This window comes from Pseudomonas sp. NPDC088444, from assembly GCF_044900175.1.
In the GTDB taxonomy this organism is placed as follows: domain Bacteria; phylum Pseudomonadota; class Gammaproteobacteria; order Pseudomonadales; family Pseudomonadaceae; genus Aquipseudomonas.
Window position 1 is genome coordinate 43898 of record NZ_JBJDNK010000004.1, and the last position, 26183, is coordinate 70080.

At 60.2% G+C, this 26183-nt stretch carries 21 protein-coding genes; 15 read left to right on the forward strand and 6 right to left on the reverse strand.

Going from position 1 to position 26183, the window contains the following annotated elements; all coding sequences use genetic code 11:
- Positions 1–63 precede the first annotated feature (63 nt).
- The 4 genes from ACI2KB_RS09275 to edd form a co-directional block, all read right to left on the reverse strand.
- Positions 64–1524 (reverse strand): ATP-binding protein, encoded by a 1461-nt coding sequence (locus tag ACI2KB_RS09275; RefSeq protein ID WP_404633673.1) that lies wholly within the window; start codon positions 1522–1524, stop codon positions 64–66.
- Between the two features lie 6 nt (positions 1525–1530).
- On the reverse strand, positions 1531–2268 hold the full coding sequence (locus ACI2KB_RS09280) for a response regulator (protein ID WP_404633675.1): 738 nt from the start codon (positions 2266–2268) through the stop codon (positions 1531–1533).
- A 166-nt stretch (positions 2269–2434) separates the two neighbouring features.
- Entirely contained in the window at positions 2435–3388 is a 954-nt protein-coding gene (locus ACI2KB_RS09285) for a glucokinase (protein ID WP_404634338.1), read from the reverse strand.
- Positions 3389–3396: 8 nt separating this feature from the next.
- The gene (edd, locus tag ACI2KB_RS09290) at positions 3397–5223 is read right to left on the reverse strand and encodes a phosphogluconate dehydratase (protein ID WP_404633677.1); all 1827 of its coding nucleotides are present in this window, start codon (positions 5221–5223) and stop codon (positions 3397–3399) included.
- Between the two features lie 236 nt (positions 5224–5459).
- On the opposite strand from edd, the gene gap reads away from it, so the two are divergent.
- The 14 genes from gap to ACI2KB_RS09360 all read left to right on the forward strand — a co-directional run bounded on the left by gap (position 5460) and on the right by ACI2KB_RS09360 (position 21980).
- Positions 5460–6461, forward strand: coding sequence for a type I glyceraldehyde-3-phosphate dehydrogenase (gene gap, locus ACI2KB_RS09295; RefSeq protein WP_404633679.1), 1002 nt, complete (start codon positions 5460–5462; stop codon positions 6459–6461).
- A gap of 158 nt (positions 6462–6619) precedes the next feature.
- On the forward strand, positions 6620–7135 hold the full coding sequence (locus ACI2KB_RS09300) for an RNA polymerase sigma factor (protein ID WP_404633681.1): 516 nt from the start codon (positions 6620–6622) through the stop codon (positions 7133–7135).
- A gap of 159 nt (positions 7136–7294) precedes the next feature.
- On the forward strand, positions 7295–8200 hold the full coding sequence (locus ACI2KB_RS09305; RefSeq protein WP_404634339.1) for a FecR family protein: 906 nt from the start codon (positions 7295–7297) through the stop codon (positions 8198–8200).
- 121 nt (positions 8201–8321) lie between these two features.
- A complete protein-coding gene (locus tag ACI2KB_RS09310) occupies positions 8322–10910 on the forward strand; it encodes a TonB-dependent receptor (RefSeq protein ID WP_404633683.1) in 2589 nt (862 codons plus the stop codon).
- A 195-nt stretch (positions 10911–11105) separates the two neighbouring features.
- Positions 11106–11705, forward strand: a complete 600-nt coding sequence (locus tag ACI2KB_RS09315; RefSeq protein WP_404633685.1) for a biliverdin-producing heme oxygenase — start codon at positions 11106–11108, stop codon at positions 11703–11705.
- 92 nt (positions 11706–11797) lie between these two features.
- The gene (locus ACI2KB_RS09320) at positions 11798–12223 is read left to right on the forward strand and encodes a YbaN family protein (RefSeq protein WP_404633687.1); all 426 of its coding nucleotides are present in this window, start codon (positions 11798–11800) and stop codon (positions 12221–12223) included.
- A 74-nt stretch (positions 12224–12297) separates the two neighbouring features.
- A complete protein-coding gene (locus ACI2KB_RS09325; RefSeq protein ID WP_404633689.1) occupies positions 12298–12648 on the forward strand; it encodes a DUF5064 family protein in 351 nt (116 codons plus the stop codon).
- A 191-nt stretch (positions 12649–12839) separates the two neighbouring features.
- Positions 12840–14348, forward strand: a complete 1509-nt coding sequence (locus tag ACI2KB_RS09330) for a sigma-54-dependent transcriptional regulator (RefSeq protein ID WP_404633691.1) — start codon at positions 12840–12842, stop codon at positions 14346–14348.
- A 502-nt stretch (positions 14349–14850) separates the two neighbouring features.
- Positions 14851–15234 (forward strand): glycine cleavage system protein GcvH, encoded by a 384-nt coding sequence (gene gcvH, locus ACI2KB_RS09335; RefSeq protein WP_404633693.1) that lies wholly within the window; start codon positions 14851–14853, stop codon positions 15232–15234.
- A 10-nt stretch (positions 15235–15244) separates the two neighbouring features.
- Positions 15245–18103 carry an aminomethyl-transferring glycine dehydrogenase gene (gene gcvP / locus ACI2KB_RS09340; RefSeq protein WP_404633695.1) on the forward strand — a complete coding sequence of 953 codons (2859 nt, stop codon included), beginning with the start codon at positions 15245–15247 and terminating at the stop codon, positions 18101–18103.
- Positions 18104–18224: 121 nt separating this feature from the next.
- Complete coding sequence (locus ACI2KB_RS09345) at positions 18225–19601, forward strand: L-serine ammonia-lyase (RefSeq protein WP_404633697.1); 1377 nt, start codon at positions 18225–18227, stop codon at positions 19599–19601.
- Positions 19602–19664: 63 nt separating this feature from the next.
- Positions 19665–20786, forward strand: coding sequence for a glycine cleavage system aminomethyltransferase GcvT (gene gcvT, locus ACI2KB_RS09350; RefSeq protein WP_404633699.1), 1122 nt, complete (start codon positions 19665–19667; stop codon positions 20784–20786).
- A 392-nt stretch (positions 20787–21178) separates the two neighbouring features.
- The gene (locus ACI2KB_RS09355) at positions 21179–21391 is read left to right on the forward strand and encodes a cold-shock protein (RefSeq protein ID WP_010220199.1); all 213 of its coding nucleotides are present in this window, start codon (positions 21179–21181) and stop codon (positions 21389–21391) included.
- A gap of 97 nt (positions 21392–21488) precedes the next feature.
- A complete protein-coding gene (locus tag ACI2KB_RS09360; protein WP_404633701.1) occupies positions 21489–21980 on the forward strand; it encodes an RDD family protein in 492 nt (163 codons plus the stop codon).
- Between the two features lie 170 nt (positions 21981–22150).
- Here the strand turns inward: ACI2KB_RS09360 and lptG are convergent, their stop codons facing one another.
- Positions 22151–23212, reverse strand: a complete 1062-nt coding sequence (gene lptG, locus ACI2KB_RS09365) for an LPS export ABC transporter permease LptG (RefSeq protein ID WP_404633703.1) — start codon at positions 23210–23212, stop codon at positions 22151–22153.
- Entirely contained in the window at positions 23205–24323 is a 1119-nt protein-coding gene (gene lptF, locus ACI2KB_RS09370) for an LPS export ABC transporter permease LptF (protein ID WP_404634341.1), read from the reverse strand. Before lptF ends, lptG begins: the two co-directional genes overlap by 8 nt.
- Positions 24324–24630: 307 nt before the next feature.
- Between lptF and ACI2KB_RS09375 the strand changes: the two genes are divergently transcribed.
- On the forward strand, positions 24631–26121 hold the full coding sequence (locus tag ACI2KB_RS09375) for a leucyl aminopeptidase (RefSeq protein WP_404633705.1): 1491 nt from the start codon (positions 24631–24633) through the stop codon (positions 26119–26121).
- Positions 26122–26183: the final 62 nt, after the last annotated feature.

Here is a 26183-nt window from a genome sequence, read left to right on the forward strand (position 1 = left end):
GCACCGAGTGAGATGGCTGACCCACCGCTATCGCGGGCAAGCGCGCTCCTACAGTGGCCGCGTTCAGTTTGGGCTACGCGGCAAATACAGCGTCACCCGCAACCCACCTTCACGCAGGTTCTGCAAGCTCACCTCGCCGCCATGGCTGTGGGCGATGTTGCGGGCGATGCCCAGCCCCAGGCCGTAGCCCTGTTGCTGTTTGCCCGCCAAGCGAAAATGTGGCTCGAATACTTGCTCAAGCCGCTGCTCGGGTACGCCAGGTCCTTCATCTTCGACGTGTAGAACAAAGGCCTCAGCATCGTCCTCGACGATTAAATGCGCCTTGTCGCCATACTTGATCGCATTGTCGATCAAGTTGCCCATGCAGCGCCGCAACGCCAGCGGCTTGCCGTAAAACATCGACATCGCCTTGCCCTTGAGCGTGACACGGCCGTCGCCGTTGGCGCCCAGATACGGCTCGATCAGGCAATCCAGCGCATGGTTCAAATCCACCGGTTCGATGTTCTCGTGGATGTCGGTGTCCTTCACGCATTGCAGCGCGCCTTTGACCAGCAGCTCCAGCTCGTCGAGGTCCCGGGTGAATTTGGTCTGCATCGCTTCATCTTCCAGCAACTCGACGCGCAGCCGAAGGCGGGTGATGGGCGTGCGCAGGTCGTGGGAGATGGCGCTGAACAACTGCCCGCGCTCGGTCAAGTAACGGCTGATGCGGTCGCGCATGGTGTTGAACGCGCGCATCACCTCGACCACCTCACTGCCGCCGCCTTCGACCACCGGCTCTACGTCCGCCCCCAGCGACAGGTCCCGCGCCGCCCGGGCCAGACGCTTGAGCGGGCCGCTCTGCCAGTGCACCAGCAGGCCGATGAACACCAGCAGAAACATACTAGTCAACGCGATGAACCAGACTTGTTGCGAAGGCAAACCTTCCTCTTCGAGCATGGTGTACGGCTCGGGCAAGAGCGAGGCGATGTACAGCCATTCGCCGGGTGACAGCTCGATTTGCGTCACCAGCACCGGAGGGTTTACCGGCTCGAGTGTCAGCGCGTAATGCGCCCAGGAGCGCGGCAGTTCGTCGAGTTTCAGGCCACTGTTGAAGATGCGCAGGTCTTCGGGGCGCACAAAGCGCACGAGGATGTCTGGGTCGGCGCCGAGATTCTGCCGCAGCACCTGACCGACGACGTCGATCACCGCCGTTTTGCGCACCGTCGGCTCCAGCACCTGCATGTCCAGCGGACGATCGTTGAGGGACACGAAAAAGCGCGTACCGCCCATGCTCCGCAATTGATCAAGGACCAGCGGGCGAAACGCCACGGGTAACGAACGGAAGTAACTCACGCTTGCGGCCATGGAAAATCCAAGGCTACGCGCGCTAGTGATCAGGCCCTCCATCTGCGTGGCACGCAGTTGCGATAGCCAGATAAGGCTGGACAGCGTTTGCGCCAGCAACACCGCGAGCAGGGTCAGCAACAGCATGCGCCCCAGCAATGAACGCGGCACCGGGACGCGACGCTTTTTCTCGTTGCCCATCGGCGATCAGTAGCCGTTGCTGGCTTGCGGCAGCACGTTGGCCGCCAGCAGGTAACCACTGCCGCGCACGGTTCGAATCAGCCTTGGCGCCTTGCCGGTATCACGCAAACGCTGACGCAAGCGGCTCACGGCCATGTCGACGATGCGCTCCAGCGGCATCAATTCGCGCCCTCGGGTGGCGTTGCCGATGGTGTCGCGGTCGAGGATCTGTTGCGGGTTGTCGAGAAACAGTTTGAGCAGCGCGAAATCGGCACCGGACAGGATCACTTCTTCCCCATCGTTGTGAAAGAGGCGATGGCTGACCATGTCCAGACGCCACTCATCGAACACCAGCACTTCACCACCGGCGCGCTCCTGCCCGAATTGGGCACGACGCAAGAGGGCCTTGATACGGGCCTGAAGTTCGCGGGGGGAAAACGGCTTGGCCATATAGTCGTCGGCGCCTAGCTCCAGACCGATCACGCGATCCGCCTCATCGGAGCTGGCCGTGAGCATGATGATCGGAACATGGGGCTGGCGCGGATGCTGACGAACCCAGCGACAGAGGCTGAAGCCGTCTTCGTCGGGCAACATGACATCAAGAATCAGCAGGTCGCTGGGCTCGTCGTTGAACGCCTGACGAAACTCGGCGCCGTCACCGACGGTACGCACCTGAAAGCCGGAACGGCTCAGGTAGGCCTGCAGCAATTCCCGAATCTCCTGGTCGTCATCGACCACCAGAATCGATTTACTGACAGCGTTCAATTGGGTCGTCCTTGTAAGCACTGAAATTGTTGTTATGGGGTCTAGCGGGTGACACATTTCTTGTGAGAGCCGGCTTGCTGGCGAAAGCGGTGTTTCATTCGACACTGTGTTGTCTGACACTCCGCATTCGCCAGCAAGCCAGCTACCACAGGTATTGCGTTCGGCATCAGCCCTGGGCAATCAGCGCCTGATCGAGGGCCACACCAGCGCCCATCAGCCCTGGGTACTCAGCCGTCACCAGCCACACCGGCACGTCCTTGAAGTAGTCCTTCATCAGCCCTTTTTCCGCAAACGCCCTGCTGAAGCCGCTCTGCGTGAAGAAGTCGACGAAACGCGGGATCACCCCACCAGCGATGTATACACCGCCCCGGCCACCGACGGTCAACACGTTGTTGCCCGCCACGCGTCCCAGAAATACACAAAACTGCTCAAGCACCGCGCAGGCTACCGGGTCGCCTTTGAGCGCGGCCGAGGTAATCGCTGCCGGAGATTTCAGCTCTGGCTCAATCTCGTCCAGCGCACAACTCACTTGATACAACAGCAACAGACCGGCACCACTGAGAATGGTCTCGGCGCTGACATGTTCGTGGCTGGCCATCAGGCGCATCCACAACAGCGCCTCGCGCGGGCTGCCAATAGGCAAATCAACATGCCCACCTTCGCCTGGCACCGCCGTCCAGTGGCTCTCGCCAGAGCGAATCAGCGTACCGACACCCAACCCGGTGCCCGGACCGATCACCACGCGAGCGGCTTTGGGATCGCCCTTGCCGTGACGCACGGTCAGGTATTCGTCATCGCGCAGGCGGGTCATGCCAAGCGCCATCGCGGTGAAATCGTTGACCATGATCAGGTTGTCGATCTTCAGCGCCGCGCAGAACGCCTGACGATTGATCTTCCAGTGGCTGTTGGTGAAGTGAAAATCGTCGCCGGTCACAGGGCCTGCGACCGCCAGACAGATGGAACCGACGTCGCCCAGCTGCAGCTCCAGATCCTGTAGATAGACCAGCAGGGCCTTTTCGGGGCTGGCGTAATCCACCGTCGGGAAGACCCGGATCGAATGCAACTGATCGTCTTCCCAAATGGCAAAACGCGCATTCGTGCCGCCGATATCACCCACCATCGCCAATGTCACTTGAGCGTCTCCAGATTAGCCGTGAAGGCGCTGGCGCCCTTCTCTGCCGAGCTGAAGGCCATGCGCATGAAACCGAACAGCTCACGGCCGGTGCCCACGTTGTGGGACAAACGTCCGATTGCCGGTTCTCTGGACGCCAATTCTGCCGGTTCGACCAGAACTTGCAACGTTCCTTTGACCCCATCCACACGGATGAGATCCCCATCACGCACCAGCGCCAAAGGACCACCATCGCTGGCTTCCGGGCACACATGGATCGCCGCCGGAATTTTCCCCGAAGCCCCAGACATGCGCCCGTCGGTGATCAACGCCACTTTGAAGCCACGATCCTGCAGCACGCCCAGGAACGGCGTCATTTTGTGCAACTCAGGCATGCCGTTGGAGCGCGGCCCCTGAAAACGCATTACGGCGACGAAGTCCCGCTCCAGCTCGCCCGCCTTGAAGGCGTCGGCCAGGTCCTGCTGATCTTCGAACACACGCGCCGGGGCTTCGACGATCTGATGCTCCAGCGCCACCGCCGAAACCTTCATCACACCACGGCCCAAATTGCCTTCCATCACTCTCAAGCCGCCTTCCGGCGAGAACGGGCGAGCCACCGGACGCAGAATGTTCTCGTCCAGGCTTTCAATCGGGCCATCGCGCCAAACCAGCTTGCCATCTTCAAGGAACGGCTCCTGGGTATAGCGACGCAGGCCACGGCCCATCACGGTGTTCACGTCTTCATGCAACAAACCGGCGTCCAGCAGCTCGCGAATGAGGAACGACATGCCGCCCGCCGCCTGGAAATGGTTGATGTCGGCCTTGCCGTTTGGATAGACGTGGGTCAGGGTCGGCACGACTTCCGACAGATCAGCCATGTCCTGCCAGGTCAGTTGAATGCCTGCGCACTGAGCGATGGCGGGCATGTGCAGCGTGTGGTTGGTGGAACCGCCCGTCGCGTTTAATGCAACGATCGAGTTGACCAGCGCACGCTCGTCCACAATCTCTCCCAGAGGGATGAAATCGCCGCTCTGCTTAGTCAGGCGCGTGACCTGAAACGCCGCTTCGCGGGTCAGGGCATCGCGCAGCGGTGTGTAGGGATTGACGAAGGAGGCGCCCGGCAAGTGCAGTCCCATGACTTCCATCAGCAACTGGTTGGTGTTGGCGGTGCCATAGAAGGTGCAAGTACCCGGACCGTGGTAGGACTTCATTTCCGAGTCCAGCAGCTGTTCGCGGGTCGCCTTGCCTTCGGCGTAGCGTTGCCGCACGTCGGCTTTTTCCTTGTTGGAAATACCCGACACCATCGGCCCACCCGGCACGAAGATCATCGGCAGGTGACCAAAACGCAACGCCCCCATCATCAGGCCCGGCACGATCTTGTCGCAGATGCCCAGCATCAGAGCGGCATCGAACATGTTGTGGGACAGCGCCACCGCCGTGGCCATCGCGATGACCTCACGGCTGGCGATACTCAATTCCATGCCCGGCTCACCCTGAGTGACGCCATCGCACATGGCAGGCACACCGCCCGCAAATTGGCCGACAGAGCCAATCTCACGCAAGGCCTTTTTGATCTGCTCAGGAAAATGTTCGTACGGCTGGTGCGCAGAGAGCATGTCGTTGTACGCCGACACGATGGCGACGTTGGCCGCGTTCATCATGCGCAGGCTGTGCTTGTCTTCGCTGCCACAGGCCGCGACGCCATGGGCAAAGTTGGCGCATTGCAGCTTGCCGCGCATCGGCCCGTCGCTCGCCGCGCCCCGGATCAGTTGCAGATAGCGCTGACGGGTGTCACGGCTGCGAGCGATCAGCCGTTCGGTTACCTCAAGGACGCGGGGATGCATTGTCATGAACTCCAGGCTAACGGATGGGGTCACCCGTTTCAGGCGCTTACAAAATCTGACAATCATGATGGCCCTGAAGAAACGCTTCAGCAACGCATTGATTTTCAGGAAATTGTGCTGGCCCGACGGGCTTCTATTTGTAGATAAAACAAAATACTGCCACTAAAAAGGCTTGTTTTCTATTTTTATGAGAATAATCTTGTAATTCCAACAACAAATTCACAGAGGATGGGTGTATGACTCTCCGCATCGCAATCAATGGCTTTGGCCGCATCGGCCGCAACGTCCTTCGTGCACTCTATACCCAAGGCTATCGCCAGGACCTGCAGGTCGTCGCCATCAACGATCTGGGCGACAGCGAGATCAACGCCCACCTCCTCAAATACGACACCGTTCACGGCCCGTTCGACGCCACTGTCGAGCACGACAAGGAAAGCCTGACGGTCAATGGTGACCGTATTTCGGTCAGCGCCATTCGCAACCCTGCCGAGTTGCCATGGAAGTCGGAAAAGATCGACGTGGTGTTCGAGTGCACCGGCCTGTTCACCGACCGCGCCAAAGCCGCCGCGCACATCACCGCCGGTGCGAAGAAAGTCATCATCTCGGCCCCGGCCAAGGGCGCTGATGCCACCGTGGTATTCGGCGTCAACCATGACGTGCTGCGTCAGTCCCATCAGGTCATCTCCAACGCGTCGTGCACCACCAACTGCCTGGCGCCGGTCGCCCAGGTGCTGAACCGCGAGCTGGGCATTGAAAGCGGCCTGATGACCACCGTTCACGCCTACACCAACGACCAGAACCTGATCGACGTCTACCACACCGACCCGTACCGCGCCCGCTCGGCTACGCAATCAATGATCCCGAGCAAAACCGGCGCCGCTGAGGCCGTTGGCCTGGTGCTGCCGGAACTGGCGGGCAAACTGACCGGCATGGCGGTGCGCGTACCGGTGATCAACGTCTCGCTGGTGGACCTGACCATTCAGTTGAAGCGCGATGCGACTGCCGAAGAAGTCAACGCGATCATGAAAGAAGCCGCCAAACACTCGAAAATTCTCGGCTACAACTCCCTGCCGCTGGTGTCCCACGACTTCAACCACAACCCGCTGTCGTCGATCTTCGACGCCAACCACACCAAAGTCAGCGGCCGTCTGTTGAAAGTGTTGGCCTGGTACGACAACGAATGGGGCTTCTCCAACCGCATGCTGGATAACTGCCTGGCGCTGATGAAGGCGGAGTAAAAGCCTAAGCCTCCTGTGGGAGCCGCCTTGGCGGCTCCCGCAATGTCTATAAGCGCCGACCGATACTGGCGTTTACACATTCTTTGCAATTTTGACCCTTGACCCATACAGCAGATGACAATCATTATCATTCGCTGAATTTCTGGTCGGGTATCCCCGTGAGTCAGTCGCACTTCAACGACGTTTTCCTGGCAAGGCGAACGATTCTGCTGCGCACCCTGCAACGCATGGTTCGCAACCCCAGCACCGCCGAAGATCTCTTGCAGGAAACCTACCTGCGGGTGACCCGTGCACTGGGCGAACGCGCCATCGATCATCTCGAACCCTTCGTATTCCAGACCGCTCGCAACCTGGCGCTGGACCATCTGCGCGCCAAACGCATTCACGCGCGCACCATCGTTGACGACGTCCCACTGGCTGACGTTCACAGTGTCGTCGCGCCCGATGCCACGCTCGAAGATGCCGCCCACGCGGATCGCCTGCTGCACAACCTGAACGCCAGCCTGGAGAAGCTCACGCCGCGCCAGCAGAAGATTTTCACGCTGAGTCGGTTAAACGGTTGCAGCTATCTGGAAATCGCCGAGCAACTGGGTGTTTCCGCCAGCACCGTACAAAAGGAACTCAAGCTGATCATGGCGATTTGCGTCGGGGTTGCAGCCCGGCTCGAACGTTGATGAGAGCAGCCTGATCCATACTTCATAAGAAATCTTGCGGAAGGTCAGCGACCGTAGCGCTAAACTCCCGCCCCACACCCGTGTAGCCGAGGACGCCCCTTGACGGACTCTCACTCACCTGGCCCCAGTCAGGCAGCCCAGCCGCTGAACGGCAGCGCCATGGATCAAGCCCTGAACTGGCTGATCGAACTGGAAGGCGCTGACGCGCAGCAGCGCGCACGCTTTCAGGAATGGCTCGCCGCCGACCCAGTCCATGGCGAAGCCTTTGCCAAGGCCGAGGCCATCTGGAATTCTCAACCGGTATTCGATGCCGCGATGAGTCTTGCCGCGCCGAAAAAACCGTCGATGCTGCGCCGTCTGCGTCCGCACTGGCTACCACTGGCCACTGCCGCCGTTCTGCTGCTGGGCCTGTTCAACTTCAGCGACCTGCCCTTGCGATTGAAAGCCGACCACCTGACGGTCGCCGGAGAGCGCCAGCGCCTTGAGTTGGGGGACGGTTCGAAGGTGTTACTCAATACCCGATCCGCCTTCTCCAGCGAGTTGGATGATCGGCAACGCATCGCCCGGCTTTACGAGGGCGAGGCCTTCTTCGAAGTGCCCGGCGCGAAGGGTTTGCCACTAGAGGTCGAGGCCGGTCCGGTGCGCATGAGCGCCAGTAGCACCTCATTTGCCGTGCGTTATCTGGACGGCGTCGCGCAGATTCAGGTCGAACGTGGCGCGGTCAATGTCCATTCCGCCAAAGGCAATTCCCAGATGAGCCTGAATGCAGGCGACAGTTTGCGCGTCGGCCCCGATGGCTTCGGGCACCGAGAGAAACTCGACCAGAACAAGGATCTGGCCTGGGTCCAGGGCCGCCTGATTTTCGATAATTGCCCGTTGAGCGAAGTCCTGACGGAGCTGCGCCGTTACTACCCAGGCTGGATCGTCAACGCCAATACCAAGCTGGATCAGGTTGCCGTGACTGGAAACTATCGCCTCGACAACCCTATCGACGTGGTCCGCTCACTGGCGCAAATCACCTCCGCACGCCTGCACGAACTGCCTGCGCTGGTGATTTTGAATTGAGAATAATTATTTTTACGCGATAGCCGAGAGTCGTTCGTCTCGTTATAGCCAATGCAAGTGATTCCTATTAATACAGCACTTGCCAACACTGTAACGACCCGCACGACAGGGAGCGCTATCGATGCCGTCCACGTTCACCCCCGCCACTTCCGACTCGCCAAGAGCCACCCGCACCTTCGCCCTTTCTTTGCTGACCGTCGCGGTGTTGACCGCCGGTCTGCACGGCGCCCCCGTTGCAGCCGCTGAACAACCGGCCCGTGTGGCGGGCAGCTATCAGTTCTCGATCAAACAGCAGCCACTGGTGTCGGCACTGAACGAGTTCAGCAAAATCACCGGCTGGCAGGTGGGGATGTCGTCAGATCTGGCACAAAATGTGACCTCGCCAGGCGTCACAGGCTCGATGTCGGCAGAGAAAGCCCTCGATCGTCTGCTGGCAGGCAGCAATCTGAGCTACCGCAACCTGGGCAACAACAACGTCGTGCTGGAAAAACGCAACACCGCGGGCGCCCTGGCACTGGATCAGGTGACTGTCAGCGCCACCCGTCAGGCGCAATCGGTGGATTCGGTCCCCAGCACCGTCACCGTGCACGACCGCGCCGAGCTGGATCGCCAGAACGTCAACAACATTCGCGATCTGGTGCGCTATGAACCGGGCGTTTCGGTAGGCGGCGCCGGCCAGCGTGCAGGCACCAGCGGCTACAACATTCGCGGTATCGACGGTGATCGCATATTGACGCAGGTCGACGGCGTCGAAGTGCCGGACAACTATTTCTCCGGCCCGTACGCCAACACCCATCGCAATTACATCGACCCGGAAATCGTCAAACGCGTGGAGGTCCTGCGCGGCCCGGCGTCGGCCCTGTACGGCAGCAGCGCCATCGGCGGCGCAGTGAGCTACTACACGCTGGACCCGGACGACATCATCAAAGAAGGCAAGGACGTCGGCGCCCGCCTGAAAACCGGTTACAGCTCGGCGGACAATAGCTGGCTGAACTCGGCCACCGTGGCCGGTCGCGAAGGTGATTTCGACGCGTTGCTGCATGTCAGCCAGCGCAACGGTCGCGAAACCGAGTCTTACGGTGAACACGGCGGCACCGGGCTGAATCGCACTGCCGCCAACCCGGAAGACAACCGCGCTACCAACGTGCTGGCCAAACTGGGGTGGAACTATGGCGACGGCGACCGCTTGGCGTTCACCTATGAAAAGTACAAGGATGACACCCACACCAACCAGAAAAGCGCGGTGGGCGGCCCCTTCACGGGGGGGCGTGGTTTCGGCTTCTATCAGGGGCGCGAAGGTAACGACGTCATCACCCGCGAGCGTTTCGGTCTGGAAAACACCTTCGCACTGGACAGCCTGCTGGTCGACAACGTCAAGTGGAGCCTGAACTATCAAATCGCCAAGACCGACCAAAACACCATCGAGCGCTACGTGCCAGGCAGCCGAGATGTCTGGCGGACCCGCGACACCACCTACAAAGAACGCCAGTGGATCTTTGACGCCCAGTTGGACAAGACCTTCAACATCGGCGATACCGAGCACCTGCTGACCTACGGCACGACCCTCAAGCAGCAGAAAGTGACTGGCGAACGCAGCGGAACCGCGACCTGCGCCGCCGTTCTGGGCACTTGCCGCACCATTGGCGCCACCAGCCCTACCGCCTCCGACAGCCTGGCGCCAAACAGCGACTTCCCGGATCCAACCATCAATACCTATGCCCTGTTCGCCCAGGACCAGATCAAATGGGGTGACTGGACCTTTACGCCGGGAGCGCGCTACGACTACACCACGCTCAATCCGCACGTCACGCCAGAGTTCCTGCGTGCCGTCAGCCTGACCAGCGCCGACCAGTTCAATGACAAAGAGAAGAAATGGCATCGCCTGTCGCCGAAACTGGGTGTGACGTACACCATCGACGACGCCTACACCTGGTACGGCCAGTACGCCGAAGGCTTCCGCACGCCGAGCGCCAAGGCGCTGTATGGCCGCTTCGAAAACCTCAACACCGGTTATGTGGTGGAGCCTAACCCGGACCTGGAACCGGAAAAGAGCAAGAGCTACGAAACGGGTCTGCGTGGGCGCTTCGATGAGGGCTCGTTCGACGTTGCGGTGTTCTACAACAAATACCGTGACTTCATTAATGAAGACGCCATTCAACCGGCGACCTCTACCGAAGCGGTGTTCCAGTCCAACAACATCAAGCACGCCACCATCAAGGGTGTGGAGTTGAAGGGCCGTCTGAATCTGGACAGCTTCGGAGCGCCACAAGGCCTCTACACCCAAGGATCGCTGGCCTATGCCTACGGCCGTAACGACGACACGGGTCAACCGATCAACAGCATCAACCCGCTGACCGGCGTGTTCGGTCTGGGCTATGACCAGGACAACTACGGCGGCCTGCTGAGTTGGACGTTGGTCAAGCGCAAAACCCGCGTGGACGACTCCAACTTCCACGCGCCGGACGGCTCTTCGACCCAGTTCAAGACCCCAGGCTTTGGTTTGCTGGACCTGACCGGTTACTACAAAGTTACCGACGATGTGACCGTCAGCGGCGGCGTGTACAACCTGGCCGACAAGAAATACTGGCTGTGGGATGACGTGCGCGGCTACGACGGCGTGGGTGAGGCAGGTGTCACCGCGCCCGCCAACCTTGATCGCCTGACTCAGCCGGGCCGTAACTTCGCCATCAATCTGGTGTGGGATATCTAACCGGCCACTCACCTACTTTTGTGGGAGCCGGCTTGCTGGCGAAAGCGGCGCGTCAGCCACGCCAATGGCAATGACACACCGCATTCGCCAGCAAGGCGGCTCCCACGGAACTCTCTTTGCCCCATCGATTTTTTTACTGTTCTTCGAGACTCACTCGTCTTATTTACAAGGCCTCTTTTTTCCAAGGAAGACACCATGTCTGAAGACTCGATTCGTCGCTCGCAGCGCCTGAACCAGATCACCCATGCCCCGCATGAGAAACTGGACAAGGCCGTCAAGGCCAACGCCCCGTTCGAAACCCTGGCCAGTTACAGTCGTTTTCTGGCCGCCCAATACCTGTTTCAACAGGAATTGAAAGCGCTGTACACCGACCCGCAACTGGTCGACCTGATCGCCGATCTGCCAGAGCGCTGCCGCGCCGAACAAGCCAAGGCTGACCTGAACGACCTCGACACCCCGATCCCGGCTCCCGTGGCGGGCGCCGTCGACAAACCTTCACAAGCCGAAGCCTTGGGCTGGCTGTTCGTGTCGGAGGGTTCGAAGCTGGGCGCTGCTTTTCTGATCAAACGCGCTGTGTCCCTGAACCTGAGCGAGACGTTCGGCGCCCGTCATCTGGGCGAGCCAGTCGGTGGTCGCGCCGACGGCTGGAAACGTTTCACCCGGATCCTCGACGAACTGCCGTTCAGCGAAGAGCAGGAGCGCCAGATCGACAAAGGCGCCATCGCCGCCTTCGAACGCTTCAACGTATTGCTGGAACATGCCTATACGTCGGCTGCCGAAGCTGAACCTGCCTGATGACGCCCCGCAGGCGCCCCGGCTTTGTTAAGCTGGGGGCCTTCGACGGGCCTGCCCCGTGCAACATCTCTTCACCGGTTGTTCCAGGACTCATGACCCACACTCCGCCCGGCAGCAAACTGTCCCGCATCCTGTTTGGCATTCTGGCCTACGTCAGCCTTGCCATCGGCATCATTGCGATCTTCATTCCGGGGCTGCCCACCACCGAATTCATCCTGCTGGCTGCCTGGGCTGCGACCAAAAGCTCGCCCCGCCTGAGTGCCTGGCTGGAAAACCATCGCCTGTTCGGCCCGATGCTGAGCAACTGGCGCAACGGCAAACTCATCGCCCGCAGTGCCAAGATCAGTGCAACCGTCACCATGCTCATCTGTGCCGTCATCATGCTGATCGTGCTGACACCTCACTGGTGGATCTACTTCGCGATCACCGGCATGGTGCTGGTCAATCTGTGGATCTGGTCGCGCCCTGAACCCGGCGCACGCTCCGCCGAGTGCCCGGAGTCTTCCGGTCAGCGCTGAACGTCCAGCGCTGAACCCAGGCCAGCGCACACGGTCTGCTCCTTACGGTCATCGTTTCTTGAGGGAGCAGTCACATGTTCGAACCAGGCCACCTGCACATCGCTCGCCCTGCCCTGCAGCCGGATGACGTCAGTTACGATCTGCACATTCGCTATGAAGTCAGCCAGACCGACTCCGGCCCCGGTATGCATTTCACGCTCAAGGGCGACATCAACGGCACAGCCGTCAACGAAAGCTTCGACCTGCCCAAAGACCTCGCCTACAACTTCGCCAGCGACGTCTCACGTCTTGCCGAGAAGCATGGCCTGCCCAAAAACACCGATCTGCATGAAATGCATGGCCAATACGACGCCATGTTCGAAGACATTCGCGACCAGTTGGACATGAAATCCGGCGATCCGGTGAAGCCTGAGCATTTGGAATAATCACAGGTCTGTCGATCCTCCCCTGAGGGAGCGAATTCATTCGCGAAAATAGTCCGGCCGATAGAGATGTGTCGGATGCACAACCGCATCGCGAATAAATTCGCTCCCACAGGGGCTGCTCCGTGGCACGGAATATGTTCGTTTGCTGGCATAATCGCGCCCATCTTCGGCACGAGCATCCCGACCTCCCCATGCGCATCCACGTCACGTTCATCGACCGCGTCGGCATCACTCAGGAAGTGCTGGCGATTCTCGGCGCGCGGAATCTGAACCTCGACGCCGTGGAAATGGTGCCGCCCAACGTCTACATCGACGCGCCCACCCTAAGCCATGAACTGCTGGAAGAACTGAAAGACCGATTGTTTCGCGTACGCGGGGTGGAAGCGATCAAGGTCGTGGATATCCTTCCCGGCCAGCGTCGGCACTTGCAACTCGATGCTCTGCTCGCGGCCATGGCCGACCCAGTATTGGCGCTGGACAGCGCGGGCCATGTGCTGCTCGCCAACCCTGCGCTGGTAGCGCTGTATGGCCGCGAACCTGCGGGCGAGGCTGTCGGGGACTTGTTTGCCGATGCCGCGCTGCAAACCGCGCTGCTGGAAAATGGCTTTCGACTGCCTTTGCGCGAAGTCACGCTCAATGGCGAAGCATTACTGCTGGACGCCACGCCGATCACGGACGCAGGCGCCCTGATCACGCTGTACCTGCCCAGTCGCATTGGTGAGCGCCTTTCAGCCCTGCATCACGACCACGCCGAAGGGTTCGATTCGTTGCTCGGCGACTCCGCGCCCATTCGAACCCTCAAAGCCCGTGCCCAGCGAGTCGCAGCACTGGATGCGCCGTTATTGATTCAAGGCGAAACCGGCACCGGCAAAGAACTGGTGGCCCGCGCCTGCCACGCCGTGAGCGCCCGCAATGGTGCACCGTTTCTGGCATTGAACTGCGCCGCATTGCCGGAAAGCCTGGCCGAGAGCGAACTGTTCGGTTACGCCCCCGGCGCGTTCACCGGGGCGCAGCGTGGTGGCAAACCGGGTTTGATGGAGCTAGCCAACCAAGGCACGGTGTTTCTCGACGAAATCGGCGAAATGTCGCCCTACCTGCAGGCCAAGTTACTGCGCTTTCTGAATGACGGCAGTTTCCGGCGGGTCGGTGGCGACAAGGAAGTGCAGGTCAACGTGCGCATCGTCAGCGCGACCCACCGCGATCTGGAGAAGATGGTCGCCGAGGGCACGTTTCGTGAAGACCTGTTCTATCGCCTGAACGTGCTCAATCTGGAGGTCCCTCCCCTGCGCGAGCGTGGTCAGGACATCTTGCTGCTGGCGCGCTTTTTCATGGAACAGGCCTGCACCCAGATTCAACGCCCCGTGTGCCGATTGGCGCCAGCGACCTATCCGGCGCTGCTGGGCAACCGCTGGCCGGGCAACGTGCGTCAGTTGCAAAACGTGATCTTCCGCGCGGCGGCCATTTGCGAAAGTGCGCTGGTGGACATTGGCGATCTGGACATCGCCGGTACAGCCGTCGCTCGGGAAAGCGACGGCGAAATCGAGAGCCTGGAAGCGGCGGTCGAGCACTTTGAAAAGTCGCTGCTGGAAAAGCTGTATGGCGAATACCCCTCGACCCGGCAACTGGCTGCCCGACTGCAAACCTCCCACACAGCCATCGCCCATCGGCTGCGCAAGTACGGGATATCCAGCAAAAACTGAATGGCCCAACACAACCCCGCTGATCACGCCGGAACTGTGGGAGATTCTACGGTTGGGTACAAATGCTCTGTGTCCGACTTGCTGACGATGCTGACTGACCTATCGTCTTCGCCACCAAGGCGGCTCCCACAGTAATTACGCCGAATCCAAATCTTTAGTTCGACGCCGAACCTGTGGGAGCCGCCTTGGTGGCGAACGCGGTTGATTAGCCACCATAGAATCTCCTGCAGGTTCGCGCGCCGATCGGAACGAATTCGATACGACGGAACGATATCGTTACGACCTGCGCAACTCCCCAGCCGACAAGGCGTTGATCCCGAAGCACTTTTCAAACCCCGCGAAACTGTAGCGATTTCGCTACAACTACAGATTTCAAAAAATCCCAAAACACCCTGAAACCCCTGATTTACAGGCCTGGCATAAGGTTGGCCGCAAACTTGCTAAGCACCTGCCCATCATGCTCGCGACAACGACGGGCAGTTTTTCACCTTGGGGAGTTTCCATGAGCGAGTTGCGTTTTACCGAAGATCACGAGTGGCTGCGGGCCGAAGCGGATGGCAGCGTCACAGTCGGCATCACGGCTTTCGCGCAAGACGCACTGGGTGACGTGGTCTTCGTTCAACTGCCTGAGCTACAGTCCTACGACAAAGGCGCCGAAGCCGCTACCGTTGAATCGGTCAAAGCGGCCAGCGGCGTTTACATGCCATTGAATGGCGAGGTCGTCGAGATCAACCCGGCACTGGACGCCAACCCCGAGCTGGTCAACGAAGACCCGATGGGCCAAGGCTGGTTCTTCCGTTTTATTCCTTCCGACGCTACCGCTGTCGGCCAACTGCTGGATCAGGACGCTTACGACCGTCTGATCAAAGCCAACGCCGAAGCCTGAGGAACGCGTAATGACTGATCGCATCGAATTGAGCACCGCCAACGAATTCATCGCCCGTCACATCGGCCCGCGTGCCGACGACGAGCAAGCCATGCTCGCCACCCTGGGGTTCGACTCGCTGGAAGCCCTAAGCGCGAGCGTGATCCCCGAATCGATCAAGGGCACCAGCGTACTGGGCCTGTCTACCGGGCAAAGCGAAGCCGACGCACTGGCTGACATCAAAGCCATCGCCGCCAAGAACCAACTGTTCAAGACCTACATCGGTCAGGGGTACTACAACACTCACACCCCGGCGCCGATCCTGCGCAACCTGCTGGAAAACCCGGCCTGGTACACCGCGTACACCCCGTACCAACCTGAAATTTCCCAAGGCCGCCTGGAATCGTTGCTGAACTTCCAGACCCTGATCAGCGACCTGACCGGCCTGCCCATCGCCAACGCCTCGCTGCTGGACGAAGCCACCGCCGCCGCCGAAGCCATGACCTTCTGCAAACGCCTGAGCAAGAACAAAGGCAGCCAAAAGTTCTTCGCCTCGGCCCATTGCCACCCGCAAACCCTCGACGTACTGCGTACCCGTGCCGAGCCATTGGGCATTGAAGTGGTCGTGGCGGACGAAAGCCAACTGGGCGATGTCAGCGAGTTCTTCGGCGCCGTGCTGCAATACCCGGCAAGCAATGGCGATCTGTTCGATTACCGCGAACTGGTCGAGCGCTTCCACGCCGCCAATGCGCTGGTCGCAGTGGCCGCTGACCTGCTGGCCCTGACGCTGCTGACCCCACCAGGCGAATTCGGCGCCGACGTTGCCATCGGCAGCGCGCAACGCTTCGGCGTGCCGCTGGGCTTCGGTGGTCCGCACGCTGCTTATTTCTCCACCAAAGATGCCTACAAGCGCGACATGCCGGGCCGTCTGGTGGGTGTGTCCATCGACCGTTTCGGCAAGACCGCACTGCGTCTTGCCATGCAGACCCGCGAACAGCATATCCGCCGCGAGAAGGCCACCAGCAATATCTGCACCGCGCAGGTTTTGCTCGCCAACATCGCCAGCATGTACGCCGTTTACCACGGCCCGGTCGGCCTGACCCGCATCGCCAACCGCGTGCATCGCCTGACCGCGATCTTCGCCAAAGGCTTGAGCCAGTTGGGTCTGAACGTCGAGCAAGCGTTCTTCTTCGACAGCATCACCCTGAACACCGGCGCGAAAACCGCCGAACTGCACGCCAAGGCACGCGCCCAGCAGATCAATCTGCGGGAAGTGGACGCCGAGCGTCTGGGTCTGTCGCTGGATGAAACCACTCAGCAAGCCGACATCGAAGTGCTGTGGAAACTGTTCGCCACCGACGGTCAGGCACTGCCGGATTTCGCCGCGCTGGCCAACAGCGTTGAATCGCGCCTGCCTGCCGAACTGAAGCGCCAGTCGCCAATCCTCAGCCACCCAGTCTTCAACCGCTACCACTCCGAAACCGAGCTGATGCGCTACCTGCGTCGCCTGGCCGACAAGGACCTGGCGCTGGACCGCACCATGATCCCGCTGGGTTCATGCACCATGAAGCTCAACGCGGCCAGCGAAATGATTCCAGTGACCTGGGCCGAGTTCGGCAACCTGCACCCTTTCGCCCCTGCCGAGCAAAGCGCTGGCTATCAGCAACTGACCGACGAACTGGAAGCGATGCTGTGCGCCGCTACCGGTTACGACGCTATCTCGCTGCAACCGAACGCCGGTTCCCAGGGCGAATACGCGGGTCTCTTGGCCATTCGCGCCTACCATCAAAGCCGTGGCGATGACCGTCGCGACATCTGCCTGATCCCGTCGTCCGCTCACGGCACCAACCCGGCTACCGCTCAAATGGCGGGCATGCGCGTGGTGGTGACCGCCTGCGATGCCCGCGGCAACGTCGACATCGAAGATCTGCGTGCCAAGGCCATCGAGCACCGCGAACACCTCGCCGCGCTGATGATCACCTACCCGTCGACCCACGGCGTGTTCGAAGATGGCATCCGCGAAATCTGCGGCATCATTCACGACAACGGCGGCCAGGTGTATATCGACGGCGCCAACATGAACGCGATGGTCGGCCTCTGTGCACCGGGCAAGTTCGGCGGCGACGTGTCCCACCTGAACCTGCACAAAACCTTCTGCATCCCTCACGGCGGTGGCGGCCCGGGCGTCGGCCCGATTGGCGTGAAGTCGCACCTGGCACCATTCCTGCCGGGCCACGGCAAGATGGAGCGCAAGGAAGGCGCGGTCTGCGCCGCACCATTCGGCAGCGCAAGCATTCTGCCAATCACCTGGATGTACATCCGCATGATGGGCGGCGAAGGTCTGAAGCGCGCGTCGCAATTGGCCATTCTCAACGCCAACTACATCTCCCGTCGCCTGGAAGAGCACTATCCGGTGCTGTACACCGGCACCAGCGGCCTGGTCGCTCACGAATGCATTCTCGATTTGCGCCCATTGAAAGACAGCAGCGGCATCAGCGTCGATGACGTCGCCAAGCGCCTGATCGACTTCGGCTTCCACGCCCCGACCATGTCGTTCCCGGTAGCGGGTACGCTGATGATCGAGCCGACCGAAAGCGAATCCAAAGAAGAACTGGATCGCTTCTGCGACGCCATGATCAAGATCCGCGAAGAAATTCGCGCAGTGGAAAGCGGCGAGCTGAACAAAGACGACAACCCACTGAAAAACGCGCCACACACGGCGGCCGAGCTGGTGGGTGAGTGGAGCCATCCGTACAGCCGCGAGCAAGCGGTGTATCCGGTGGCGTCGTTGATCGAAGGCAAGTACTGGCCACCAGTCGGTCGCGTCGACAACGTGTTCGGTGATCGCAACCTGGTGTGCGCTTGCCCGTCTATCGAAGACTACGCGTAACACGCAATCTGGAGCGCTCCGATGTAATTGCATGGGAGCGCTGAACCTGTGGGAGCCGGCTTGCTGGCTCCCACAAGGCCCGTCCTAGCTACACAATAAGAATCTCCCCAGGAGCCCAATCATGTCCCTGAGCGTGTTTGACCTGTTCAAGATCGGCATTGGCCCCTCCAGCTCCCATACCGTGGGTCCGATGCGTGCCGCTGCGCGGTTCGTCGAAGGTTTGCGCCGCGACGACCTGCTTTCCGCCACGACCCGCGTCAAAGTCGAGCTTTATGGCTCCCTCGGTGCCACCGGCAAAGGTCACGGCAGCGACAAGGCCGTGCTGCTGGGTCTTGAAGGCGAACACCCGGATACCGTCGACACCGCGCACGTTGACGAACGCCTGCAACGCATCCGCAGCAGCAACCGTATCAACCTGCTCGGCGAGCACAGCATCGAGTTCATCGAAAAGCAGCACTTGGCGATGATTCGCAAACCGCTGGCCTATCACCCCAACGGCATGATTTTTCGTGCCTTTGATGACGCAGGTTTGCAGATCCGCAGCCGCGAGTATTACTCGGTCGGTGGCGGGTTCGTGGTGGATGAAGACGCCGCGGGTGCCGACCGTATCGTCGAAGACAGCACCGTTCTGCCCTACCCGTTCAAGACCGGCAAGGAACTGATGGCCCATTGCGCCAACACCGGGATGTCCATCAGTCAGGTCATGCTGGCCAACGAAGCCGCCTGGCGACCTGAAGCCGAAACACGCGCCGGGCTGCTGAAGATCTGGCAGGTGATGCAGGACTGCGTCGAAGCAGGGTGTCGCAACGAAGGCATTCTGGCAGGCGGCCTCAAGGTAAAACGACGTGCTGCCAGGCTGTATCGTCAATTGTGCCAAAACCCGGAAGCCTCGTTGCGCGATGCGCTCTCGGTGCTGGATTGGGTCAACCTGTACGCACTGGCCGTCAACGAAGAAAACGCCAATGGCGGGCGCGTGGTCACTGCACCCACCAACGGCGCAGCGGGCATTGTCCCTGCCGTGCTGCATTACTACATGCGCTTTATCAACAGCGCCAACGAAGACGGCGTCGTGCGTTTTCTGCTGACGGCTGCGGCGATCGGCATTCTCTATAAAGAAAACGCCTCGATTTCCGGGGCCGAAGTCGGCTGTCAGGGCGAAGTTGGTGTGGCGTGCTCGATGGCCGCCGGGGCACTGTGTGAGGTCATGGGTGGCAATGTGCAGCAGGTGGAAAACGCCGCCGAAATCGGCATGGAACACAATCTGGGCCTGACCTGCGATCCCATCGGCGGGCTGGTTCAAGTGCCCTGCATCGAGCGCAACGCCATGGGTTCGGTGAAAGCGATCAACGCGGTACGCATGGCCTTGCGCGGCGATGGCCAGCACTTCGTGTCGCTGGACAAAGTCATCCGCACCATGCGCCAGACAGGCGCCGACATGAAAAGCAAATACAAGGAAACAGCCCGTGGCGGGCTGGCCGTGAACATTATCGAGTGCTGATTTCAGCCCGTTTTTTTCGGGCTTGCGGTGCACAACGCCCAGGCCCCATTCAAGGAGTCATCGATGTCCACTGAACTGTTGAAAACCCCGCTCAACGCGCTGCACCGTGAACTGGGCGCCAAGATGGTCGAGTTCGCGGGCTACGACATGCCCGTGCAATACCCGGCTGGCGTGATGAAAGAACACCTGCACACTCGCGATCAGGCAGGCTTGTTCGACGTGTCGCACATGGGCCAGATCCTGCTCAGCGGCCCGAACGCCGCCAAGGCGCTGGAAACGCTGGTGCCGGTGGACATCATCGACCTGCCCGTCGGCATGCAGCGTTACGCCATGTTCACCAACGAAACGGGCGGCATTCTCGATGACCTGATGGTCGCCAATCTGGGCAACGATCAGTTGATGCTGGTGGTCAACGCAGCCTGCAAGAACGAAGACCTGGCGCATCTGCGCAAACACATCGGCGATCAGTGCGACATCACGCCGCTGTTCGAAGAGCGCGCCCTGCTGGCCCTGCAAGGCCCGCAGGCTGTAACCGCGTTGGCACGCCTCGCGCCGGAAGTCGCGAAGATGATCTTCATGCAATACGTCACCCTGCAAATCGACGGCATCGACTGCTTCGTCAGCCGCTCGGGCTACACCGGGGAAGATGGCTACGAGATTTCGGTTCCGGTTGATCAGGCCGAATCCCTGGCGCGCCGCCTGCTGGCCGAGCCTGAAGTGGCGCCGATTGGCCTCGGCGCTCGCGACTCGCTGCGTCTGGAAGCCGGTTTGTGCCTCTATGGTCACGACATGAATACCGACACCACGCCGATCCAGGCCAGCCTTTTGTGGGCGATTTCCAAAGTCCGCCGAGCCGATGGTGAACGCGCAGGCGGTTTCCCCGGCGCTGAACACGTGTTCGCTCAGCACCAAAGCGGTGCAACTCGCAAGCGCGTTGGCCTGCTGCCACAGGAGCGCAACCCGGTGCGTGAAGGCGCAGAAATCGTCGATGCCGATGACAAAATCATCGGCACGGTGTGCAGTGGCGGCTTCGGCCCGACCCTCGGCGCGCCAGTAGCAATGGGCTACGTGGACGCGGCGTTCACGGCACTTGAGACGCCGGTCTGGGCAATCGTGCGGGGCAAGAAAGTGCCAATGAAAGTCAGCAAAATGCCTTTCGTTGCGCCACGTTACTTCCGCGGCTGACCTTGACGTCAAAAAACTGCGGCACCGCAACAGTGCAAAACACTGTTCGACTGCCGCAGTCTGGCGCTTGAAAAACAGCAATGAAATTGTCAGAAAACTGCACTTTCGGATAGGTTCCAACAGCAAAAACTATCGATTCACGCCACTTGGTTAAAGTTTTCAAAAAGTGGCCGAAAGCCCCTGAAACCGGGCTTATCCGGGGCTTGTTTTTTCTGCGAGAGTTAGCGTAGAGTCTCTTAACTGTGTTTGCATAGGTCGCTGGGATCGTGACCTGGGCAGTAGCGCCAAAAGCAATGCTACATCCCGCTCTACGTTTCTTCTTCCTGCAACCAGCCCAGTACTCTTTCGTGTGAAAGGGGCTGTCATTAATTTATGCTTCAAGGAATAAGAAAATGTCTCAACGTCAGAGCGGTACCGTTAAGTGGTTTAACGACGAGAAAGGTTTTGGTTTTATCACTCCAGAGAGCGGTCCGGATCTGTTCGTCCACTTCCGCGCTATTCAGGGCAACGGCTTCAAGAGCCTGAAAGAAGGCCAGAAAGTGACTTTCATCGCTGTGCAAGGCCAGAAAGGCATGCAAGCTGACGAAGTTATCGCTGAAGCTTGATCGCTGAAAGCTGAAAAGCCCCTGATGGCAACATCAGGGGCTTTTTTATGCCTGCGATTTCCTACACTGCCCGTATCCTCGCGAACAGGCACCGTCCATGTCCAAACATGTGTTACGCCCCCAGGGCGAATTTCCCCCCGCTGGCCTGGGCAGACGTCTGGCTGCGATTTTCTATGACGCGCTGCTGTGCGTGGCGCTGCTGATGGTCACTACCTTTCTCTACAAGCTGGTCTGGCTCGCCATCATAGGTGAAACCAGAATGCGCGCACTGTCTGACGCGGGCGCGCTGGACGGCGACCCCCTGCTGTCGACGATTCTGGTGTTCGCCCTGTTCGCTTTCTTCGCAAAGTTCTGGACACATGCCGGGCAGACGCTGGGCATGCAAGTCTGGGGTATTCGTGTTCAAAACGCGGATGGCACCGGGATCAGCCTGTGGCAGGCACTGCTGCGCTTTGTGGTGGCGATTGCGTCGTGGCTGTGTGTGGGGCTGGGCTTCTTCTGGAGCCTGTTCGACAAGCAGAAACGCAGCTGGCATGACATGTACTCAGAGACGCAGGTGGTGCGGATTCCGAAGCAGAAAAAAAACTAATCGCCGCTATCTCTGCGCAAGATTCCATACTGCCAGGTCAACCGCTTTAGTCGAAACGCCGCCCGGACCAACGCGGCTCCCACAGCGTTCATCTCCAACATGAAAGCGGACCCGGCGTCAGGCACAAAAAAGCCGACCCTGAAGTCGGCTTTTCGTCATACATCCAGCAATCAACCCGCCCGACGCAGCAGCCAGAGGCCAGCCAGCGCACAAATCCCCGCTGGGACCAGCACGGCGAACAATGGCGAGAAGCCAAACACCAGACTCGACGGCCCTAGCAGGTCCTGCGCGATGCGGAAGGTGAACCCCACCAGAACGCCAGTGAACACACGCTGCCCCAGCGTTACCGAGCGCAACGGGCCGAAGATGAACGAAATCGCCATCAACACCAGCGCCACGGTCACCAACGGTTGCAAAATCTTGGTGTAGAACGCCAACCAGTAACGGCCGTTCGCCAACCCTTGATCGGCCAGGTAGTGCGCATAACTGTACAGCCCGGTCATCGACAGCGATTCAGGTGGCAGCACCACCGTGCTCAGCAACTGCGGGCTCAGGGAAATGTTCCAGCGCTCTTCCGGGGTCGTGACGACTTCGGTTCGGCCTTCGTGGAACAGCGTGGTGGAAACATCCTTCAGCAGCCAGTAATCCGTCTTGTAGTTCGCCTGTTTGGCGAAGCTGGCACTGAGCATGTGGCGCTGATCGTCAAAGTGGTATCGCGTCACACCGTACAGCAGGCCGTTGGGTTGCACGGTGTTGATGTGGATGAACTCCTCACCCTGACGATGCCACAGGCCATGACGTGCACTCTGTGCATCGCCAGTACCCTGTGCCAGCGAACGGGCCGCCTGGGCAGAAGCCTCGGTGACCGGCGCAACGTATTCACCAATCAACAGGCCGGCCACCATCAGCACCAGCATCGGCTTCATGACTGCCCAGACGATACGGCCAATGGACACGCCTGCCGCACGCATGATGGTCAGCTCACTGCTGCTGGCCAGCGTACCCAGGCCAATCAGGCAGCCGATCAATGCCGCCATTGGCAGCATGTCGTACAGACGACGCGGCGCGGTCATGACCACGAAACTGCCCGCATCCCAGAAGGTATAGGTGTCGCTGATGTCGGCCATCTCGTCGATGAACGCGAACAGCGACGCCAGACCCAGAATGATCCCCAACACGGCGATGATCGCCATGAACACGCTTTTTCCGATGTAGCGATCCAGCTTAACCATGAGCCACCTCCGACACTGCGCGGCGACTCGCCAGTTTCAAGCGCAAAGGCTCCCAGTAAAGCAGTCCCAGACCAATGGCCAGGAAGATCGCATGCACCCACCACAAGCCCAGCGCTGCTGGAATCTTGCCCTTCTCCAGCGCACCGCGCGCTGCAATCAGGATGGTGAGGTAGGCCATGTACAACAGAATCGCAGGCAGCAACTTGAGGAACCGACCCTGACGCGGATTGACGCGCGCCAGCGGAACGGCCATCAGCGTCACGATGAAGACAAGAATCGGCAGCGATGTGCGCCATTGCAATTCGGCCCGATTGCGCAACGAGTCTTCGCCGGTGAACAACTCGGAGCTCGGTATGGCGTCGCGGTCGGTAATTTCGTCGCTGATGTCCGGCTTGGGCAACAGTGCACCGTAGGTGTCGTACTTGATCGAGCGGTAGTTGGCCTGACCGGGGTTGCCGTCATAGCGATAGCCGTTGTTCAGAATCAGGTAACGGCTGCCATCGGGCTTGATTTCCTGCTTGCCCTTCTCGGCCACCAGCACGGTGATGCCGTGGTCTTTCTTCTCGTCCAGCTTCTTTTCGGAGATGAACACGCCGCCGAGATTGATGCGGTCGTCGGTCATGGTTTCGGTGTACGTCACACGGCTGCCGTCACGCAGCAACTGAAAACGGCCCGGCACCAGGGTGTCGAACTCGGTCATTGCGTCCTGTTTGTTGATCAGTAACTGGAACTGGGTCGCACCTTGCGGCGCAAGGCTAAAGCTCAGCCAGGCCACCAACAGTGATATCAGCGCGGCAGGCGCCAGCGTCATCCACAGCAGGCGTTGTTGGCTCATGCCAGTGGCCGATAACACGGTCATCTCGCTTTCCAGGTACAAACGCCCGTACGCCAGCAGGATGCCAAGGAACAGACCCAGCGGCAGAATCAGTTGCAGGAAGCCTGGCAGACGAAAGCCCATGATCAGAAACAGCACACCTGGATCGAGTGCGCCGGAGGCAGCCTGGGCCAGGTATTTGATGAAGCGACCACTCATGATGATCACCAGCAGCACGGCACTCACAGCGCTCAAGGTAACCAGCACTTCTCGGGACAGGTAACGGAAGACAATCAAACCAGACACTCCAGGGTCGTCACGCTCAGGCAGCCTGACAAGGAAATGGGTCACTCAGGACGCGCGCGACGCGAACCCGCGAAAAAATATGCGGCATTATCCTGTGATTGATCGTGTCTGTCACTGCGTGCGCCGGATACTTTATTTGCCCGATGCAGGCACGAGCGTCCCTATTCGGGGTTGTCAGGGGTCATAAGCCGGGGTCAAACTGCGGGCCTTGCCGCGAGCACGGGGTCGCAGGTCATCGCCACTCACCGGGCCGCGCAATCATATTGCGATAAACCACAGTTTATTCGGGGACCCCGACATGGAATTGGTTGTTAAGAGCGTCAGTGCAGAAACCTTGAAAACCGCCACCCTGGTGGTTGCCGTCGGTGAAGGCCGTACCCTGAGCGATGTTGCACAAAGTATCGACATTCTGAGCGGCGGCGCCATCAGCGCAGTGCTCAAACGCGGCGACCTGGCAGGCAAAGTGGGCCAGAGCCTGTTGCTGCACAACCTGCCCAACGTCAAGGCTGAACGCGTGCTACTGGTCGGCACCGGTAAAGAAGCCGAACTGGGCGACCGCCCCTTCCGCAAGATCATCAGCGGCGTGCTGAACACCCTGAAAAGCCTGGGTGGCACCGATGCCGCCTTTGCGCTGGATCACCTGAAGGTCAAGAACCGTGACACCTACGGCAAGAACCGCCTGCTGGTGGAAACCCTGGCCGATGGCGAGTACGTGTTCGACCAGTTTAAAAGCCAGAAAGCTGACCCTCGCGCGCTGAAGAAAGTCACCCTGCTGACCGCCAAGTCCAGCGTCGCCGACGTCGAGCGCGCCGCGAAGCACGCGCAGGCCATCGCCGCCGGTATGGCCGTGACCCGCACGCTGGGCAACCTGCCACCGAACATCTGCCACCCGACCTACCTGGGCGAGCAAGCCAAGGCACTGGGCAAGGCCAATAAAGGCCTGAAAGTCGAAGTCTTCGACGAGAAGAAGATCGCCGAGCTGGGTATGGGCTCGTTCTACGCCGTAGGTCAGGGCAGCGCCCAACCGCCGCGCCTGATCGTCATGCAGTACAACAACGGCAAGAAAAGCGAGAAGCCTTACGTGCTGGTCGGCAAAGGCATCACGTTCGACACGGGCGGCATCAGCCTGAAGCCGGGCCTGGGCATGGACGAAATGAAATTCGACATGTGCGGCGCCGCCAGCGTGTTCGGCACCCTGAATGCCGTACTGCAACTGCAACTACCAATCAACCTGGTGTGCATCATCGCCGCAGCGGAAAACATGCCGAGCGGCACCGCGACCCGTCCGGGCGACATCGTCAAGACCATGAGCGGCCAGACCGTCGAAATCCTCAACACCGACGCCGAAGGCCGTCTGGTGCTGTGCGACGCACTGACCTACGCCGAACGCTTCAAGCCAAAGGCCGTCATCGACATCGCAACCCTGACCGGCGCCTGCGTGGTTGCTCTGGGTGGCCACACATCCGGCCTGCTGGGCAACAGCGACACGCTGATCGAACAAGTGCTGGACGCAGGCAAACGCGCCGACGACCGCGCCTGGCAACTGCCGCTGTTCGATGAGTACCAAGAGCAACTGGACAGCCCGTTCGCTGACATCGCCAACATTGGCGGTCCGAAAGCCGGCACCATCACTGCGGCCTGCTTCCTGTCGCGCTTTGCCAAATCGTTCGAGTGGGCGCACCTGGACATCGCCGGGACCGCCTGGCTGAGCGGCGGCAAGGACAAGGGCGCCACCGGCCGTCCGGTTCCGCTGCTGACCCAATACCTGCTTGACCGCGCAGGCGTGTAAAACGCCCTCGAAACTCGCCGGGCCTTCTCGTTTCGAGCGGCCCGGCAGGTTTCACGCTCTGG

Bases quoted from the DNA above. Each gene is read 5' to 3' on its own strand.
- ACI2KB_RS09360 (WP_404633701.1), top strand. From the start codon at position 21,489: ATGTCCAAACATGTGTTACGCCCCCAGGGCGAATTTCCCCCCGCTGGC.
- ACI2KB_RS09285 (WP_404634338.1), bottom strand. From the start codon at position 3,388: ATGGTGGGTGATATCGGCGGCACGAATGCGCGTTTTGCCATTTGGGAA.
- ACI2KB_RS09310 (WP_404633683.1), top strand. From the start codon at position 8,322: ATGCCGTCCACGTTCACCCCCGCCACTTCCGACTCGCCAAGAGCCACC.
- ACI2KB_RS09325 (WP_404633689.1), top strand. From the start codon at position 12,298: ATGTTCGAACCAGGCCACCTGCACATCGCTCGCCCTGCCCTGCAGCCG.
- gcvH (WP_404633693.1), top strand. From the start codon at position 14,851: ATGAGCGAGTTGCGTTTTACCGAAGATCACGAGTGGCTGCGGGCCGAA.
- ACI2KB_RS09305 (WP_404634339.1), top strand. From the start codon at position 7,295: ATGGATCAAGCCCTGAACTGGCTGATCGAACTGGAAGGCGCTGACGCG.
- ACI2KB_RS09315 (WP_404633685.1), top strand. From the start codon at position 11,106: ATGTCTGAAGACTCGATTCGTCGCTCGCAGCGCCTGAACCAGATCACC.
- gap (WP_404633679.1), top strand. From the start codon at position 5,460: ATGACTCTCCGCATCGCAATCAATGGCTTTGGCCGCATCGGCCGCAAC.
- ACI2KB_RS09330 (WP_404633691.1), top strand. From the start codon at position 12,840: ATGCGCATCCACGTCACGTTCATCGACCGCGTCGGCATCACTCAGGAA.
- gcvP (WP_404633695.1), top strand. From the start codon at position 15,245: ATGACTGATCGCATCGAATTGAGCACCGCCAACGAATTCATCGCCCGT.
- ACI2KB_RS09345 (WP_404633697.1), top strand. From the start codon at position 18,225: ATGTCCCTGAGCGTGTTTGACCTGTTCAAGATCGGCATTGGCCCCTCC.
- ACI2KB_RS09320 (WP_404633687.1), top strand. From the start codon at position 11,798: ATGACCCACACTCCGCCCGGCAGCAAACTGTCCCGCATCCTGTTTGGC.
- gcvT (WP_404633699.1), top strand. From the start codon at position 19,665: ATGTCCACTGAACTGTTGAAAACCCCGCTCAACGCGCTGCACCGTGAA.
- ACI2KB_RS09275 (WP_404633673.1), bottom strand. From the start codon at position 1,524: ATGGGCAACGAGAAAAAGCGTCGCGTCCCGGTGCCGCGTTCATTGCTG.
- lptG (WP_404633703.1), bottom strand. From the start codon at position 23,212: ATGGTTAAGCTGGATCGCTACATCGGAAAAAGCGTGTTCATGGCGATC.
- ACI2KB_RS09375 (WP_404633705.1), top strand. From the start codon at position 24,631: ATGGAATTGGTTGTTAAGAGCGTCAGTGCAGAAACCTTGAAAACCGCC.
- edd (WP_404633677.1), bottom strand. From the start codon at position 5,223: ATGCATCCCCGCGTCCTTGAGGTAACCGAACGGCTGATCGCTCGCAGC.
- ACI2KB_RS09355 (WP_010220199.1), top strand. From the start codon at position 21,179: ATGTCTCAACGTCAGAGCGGTACCGTTAAGTGGTTTAACGACGAGAAA.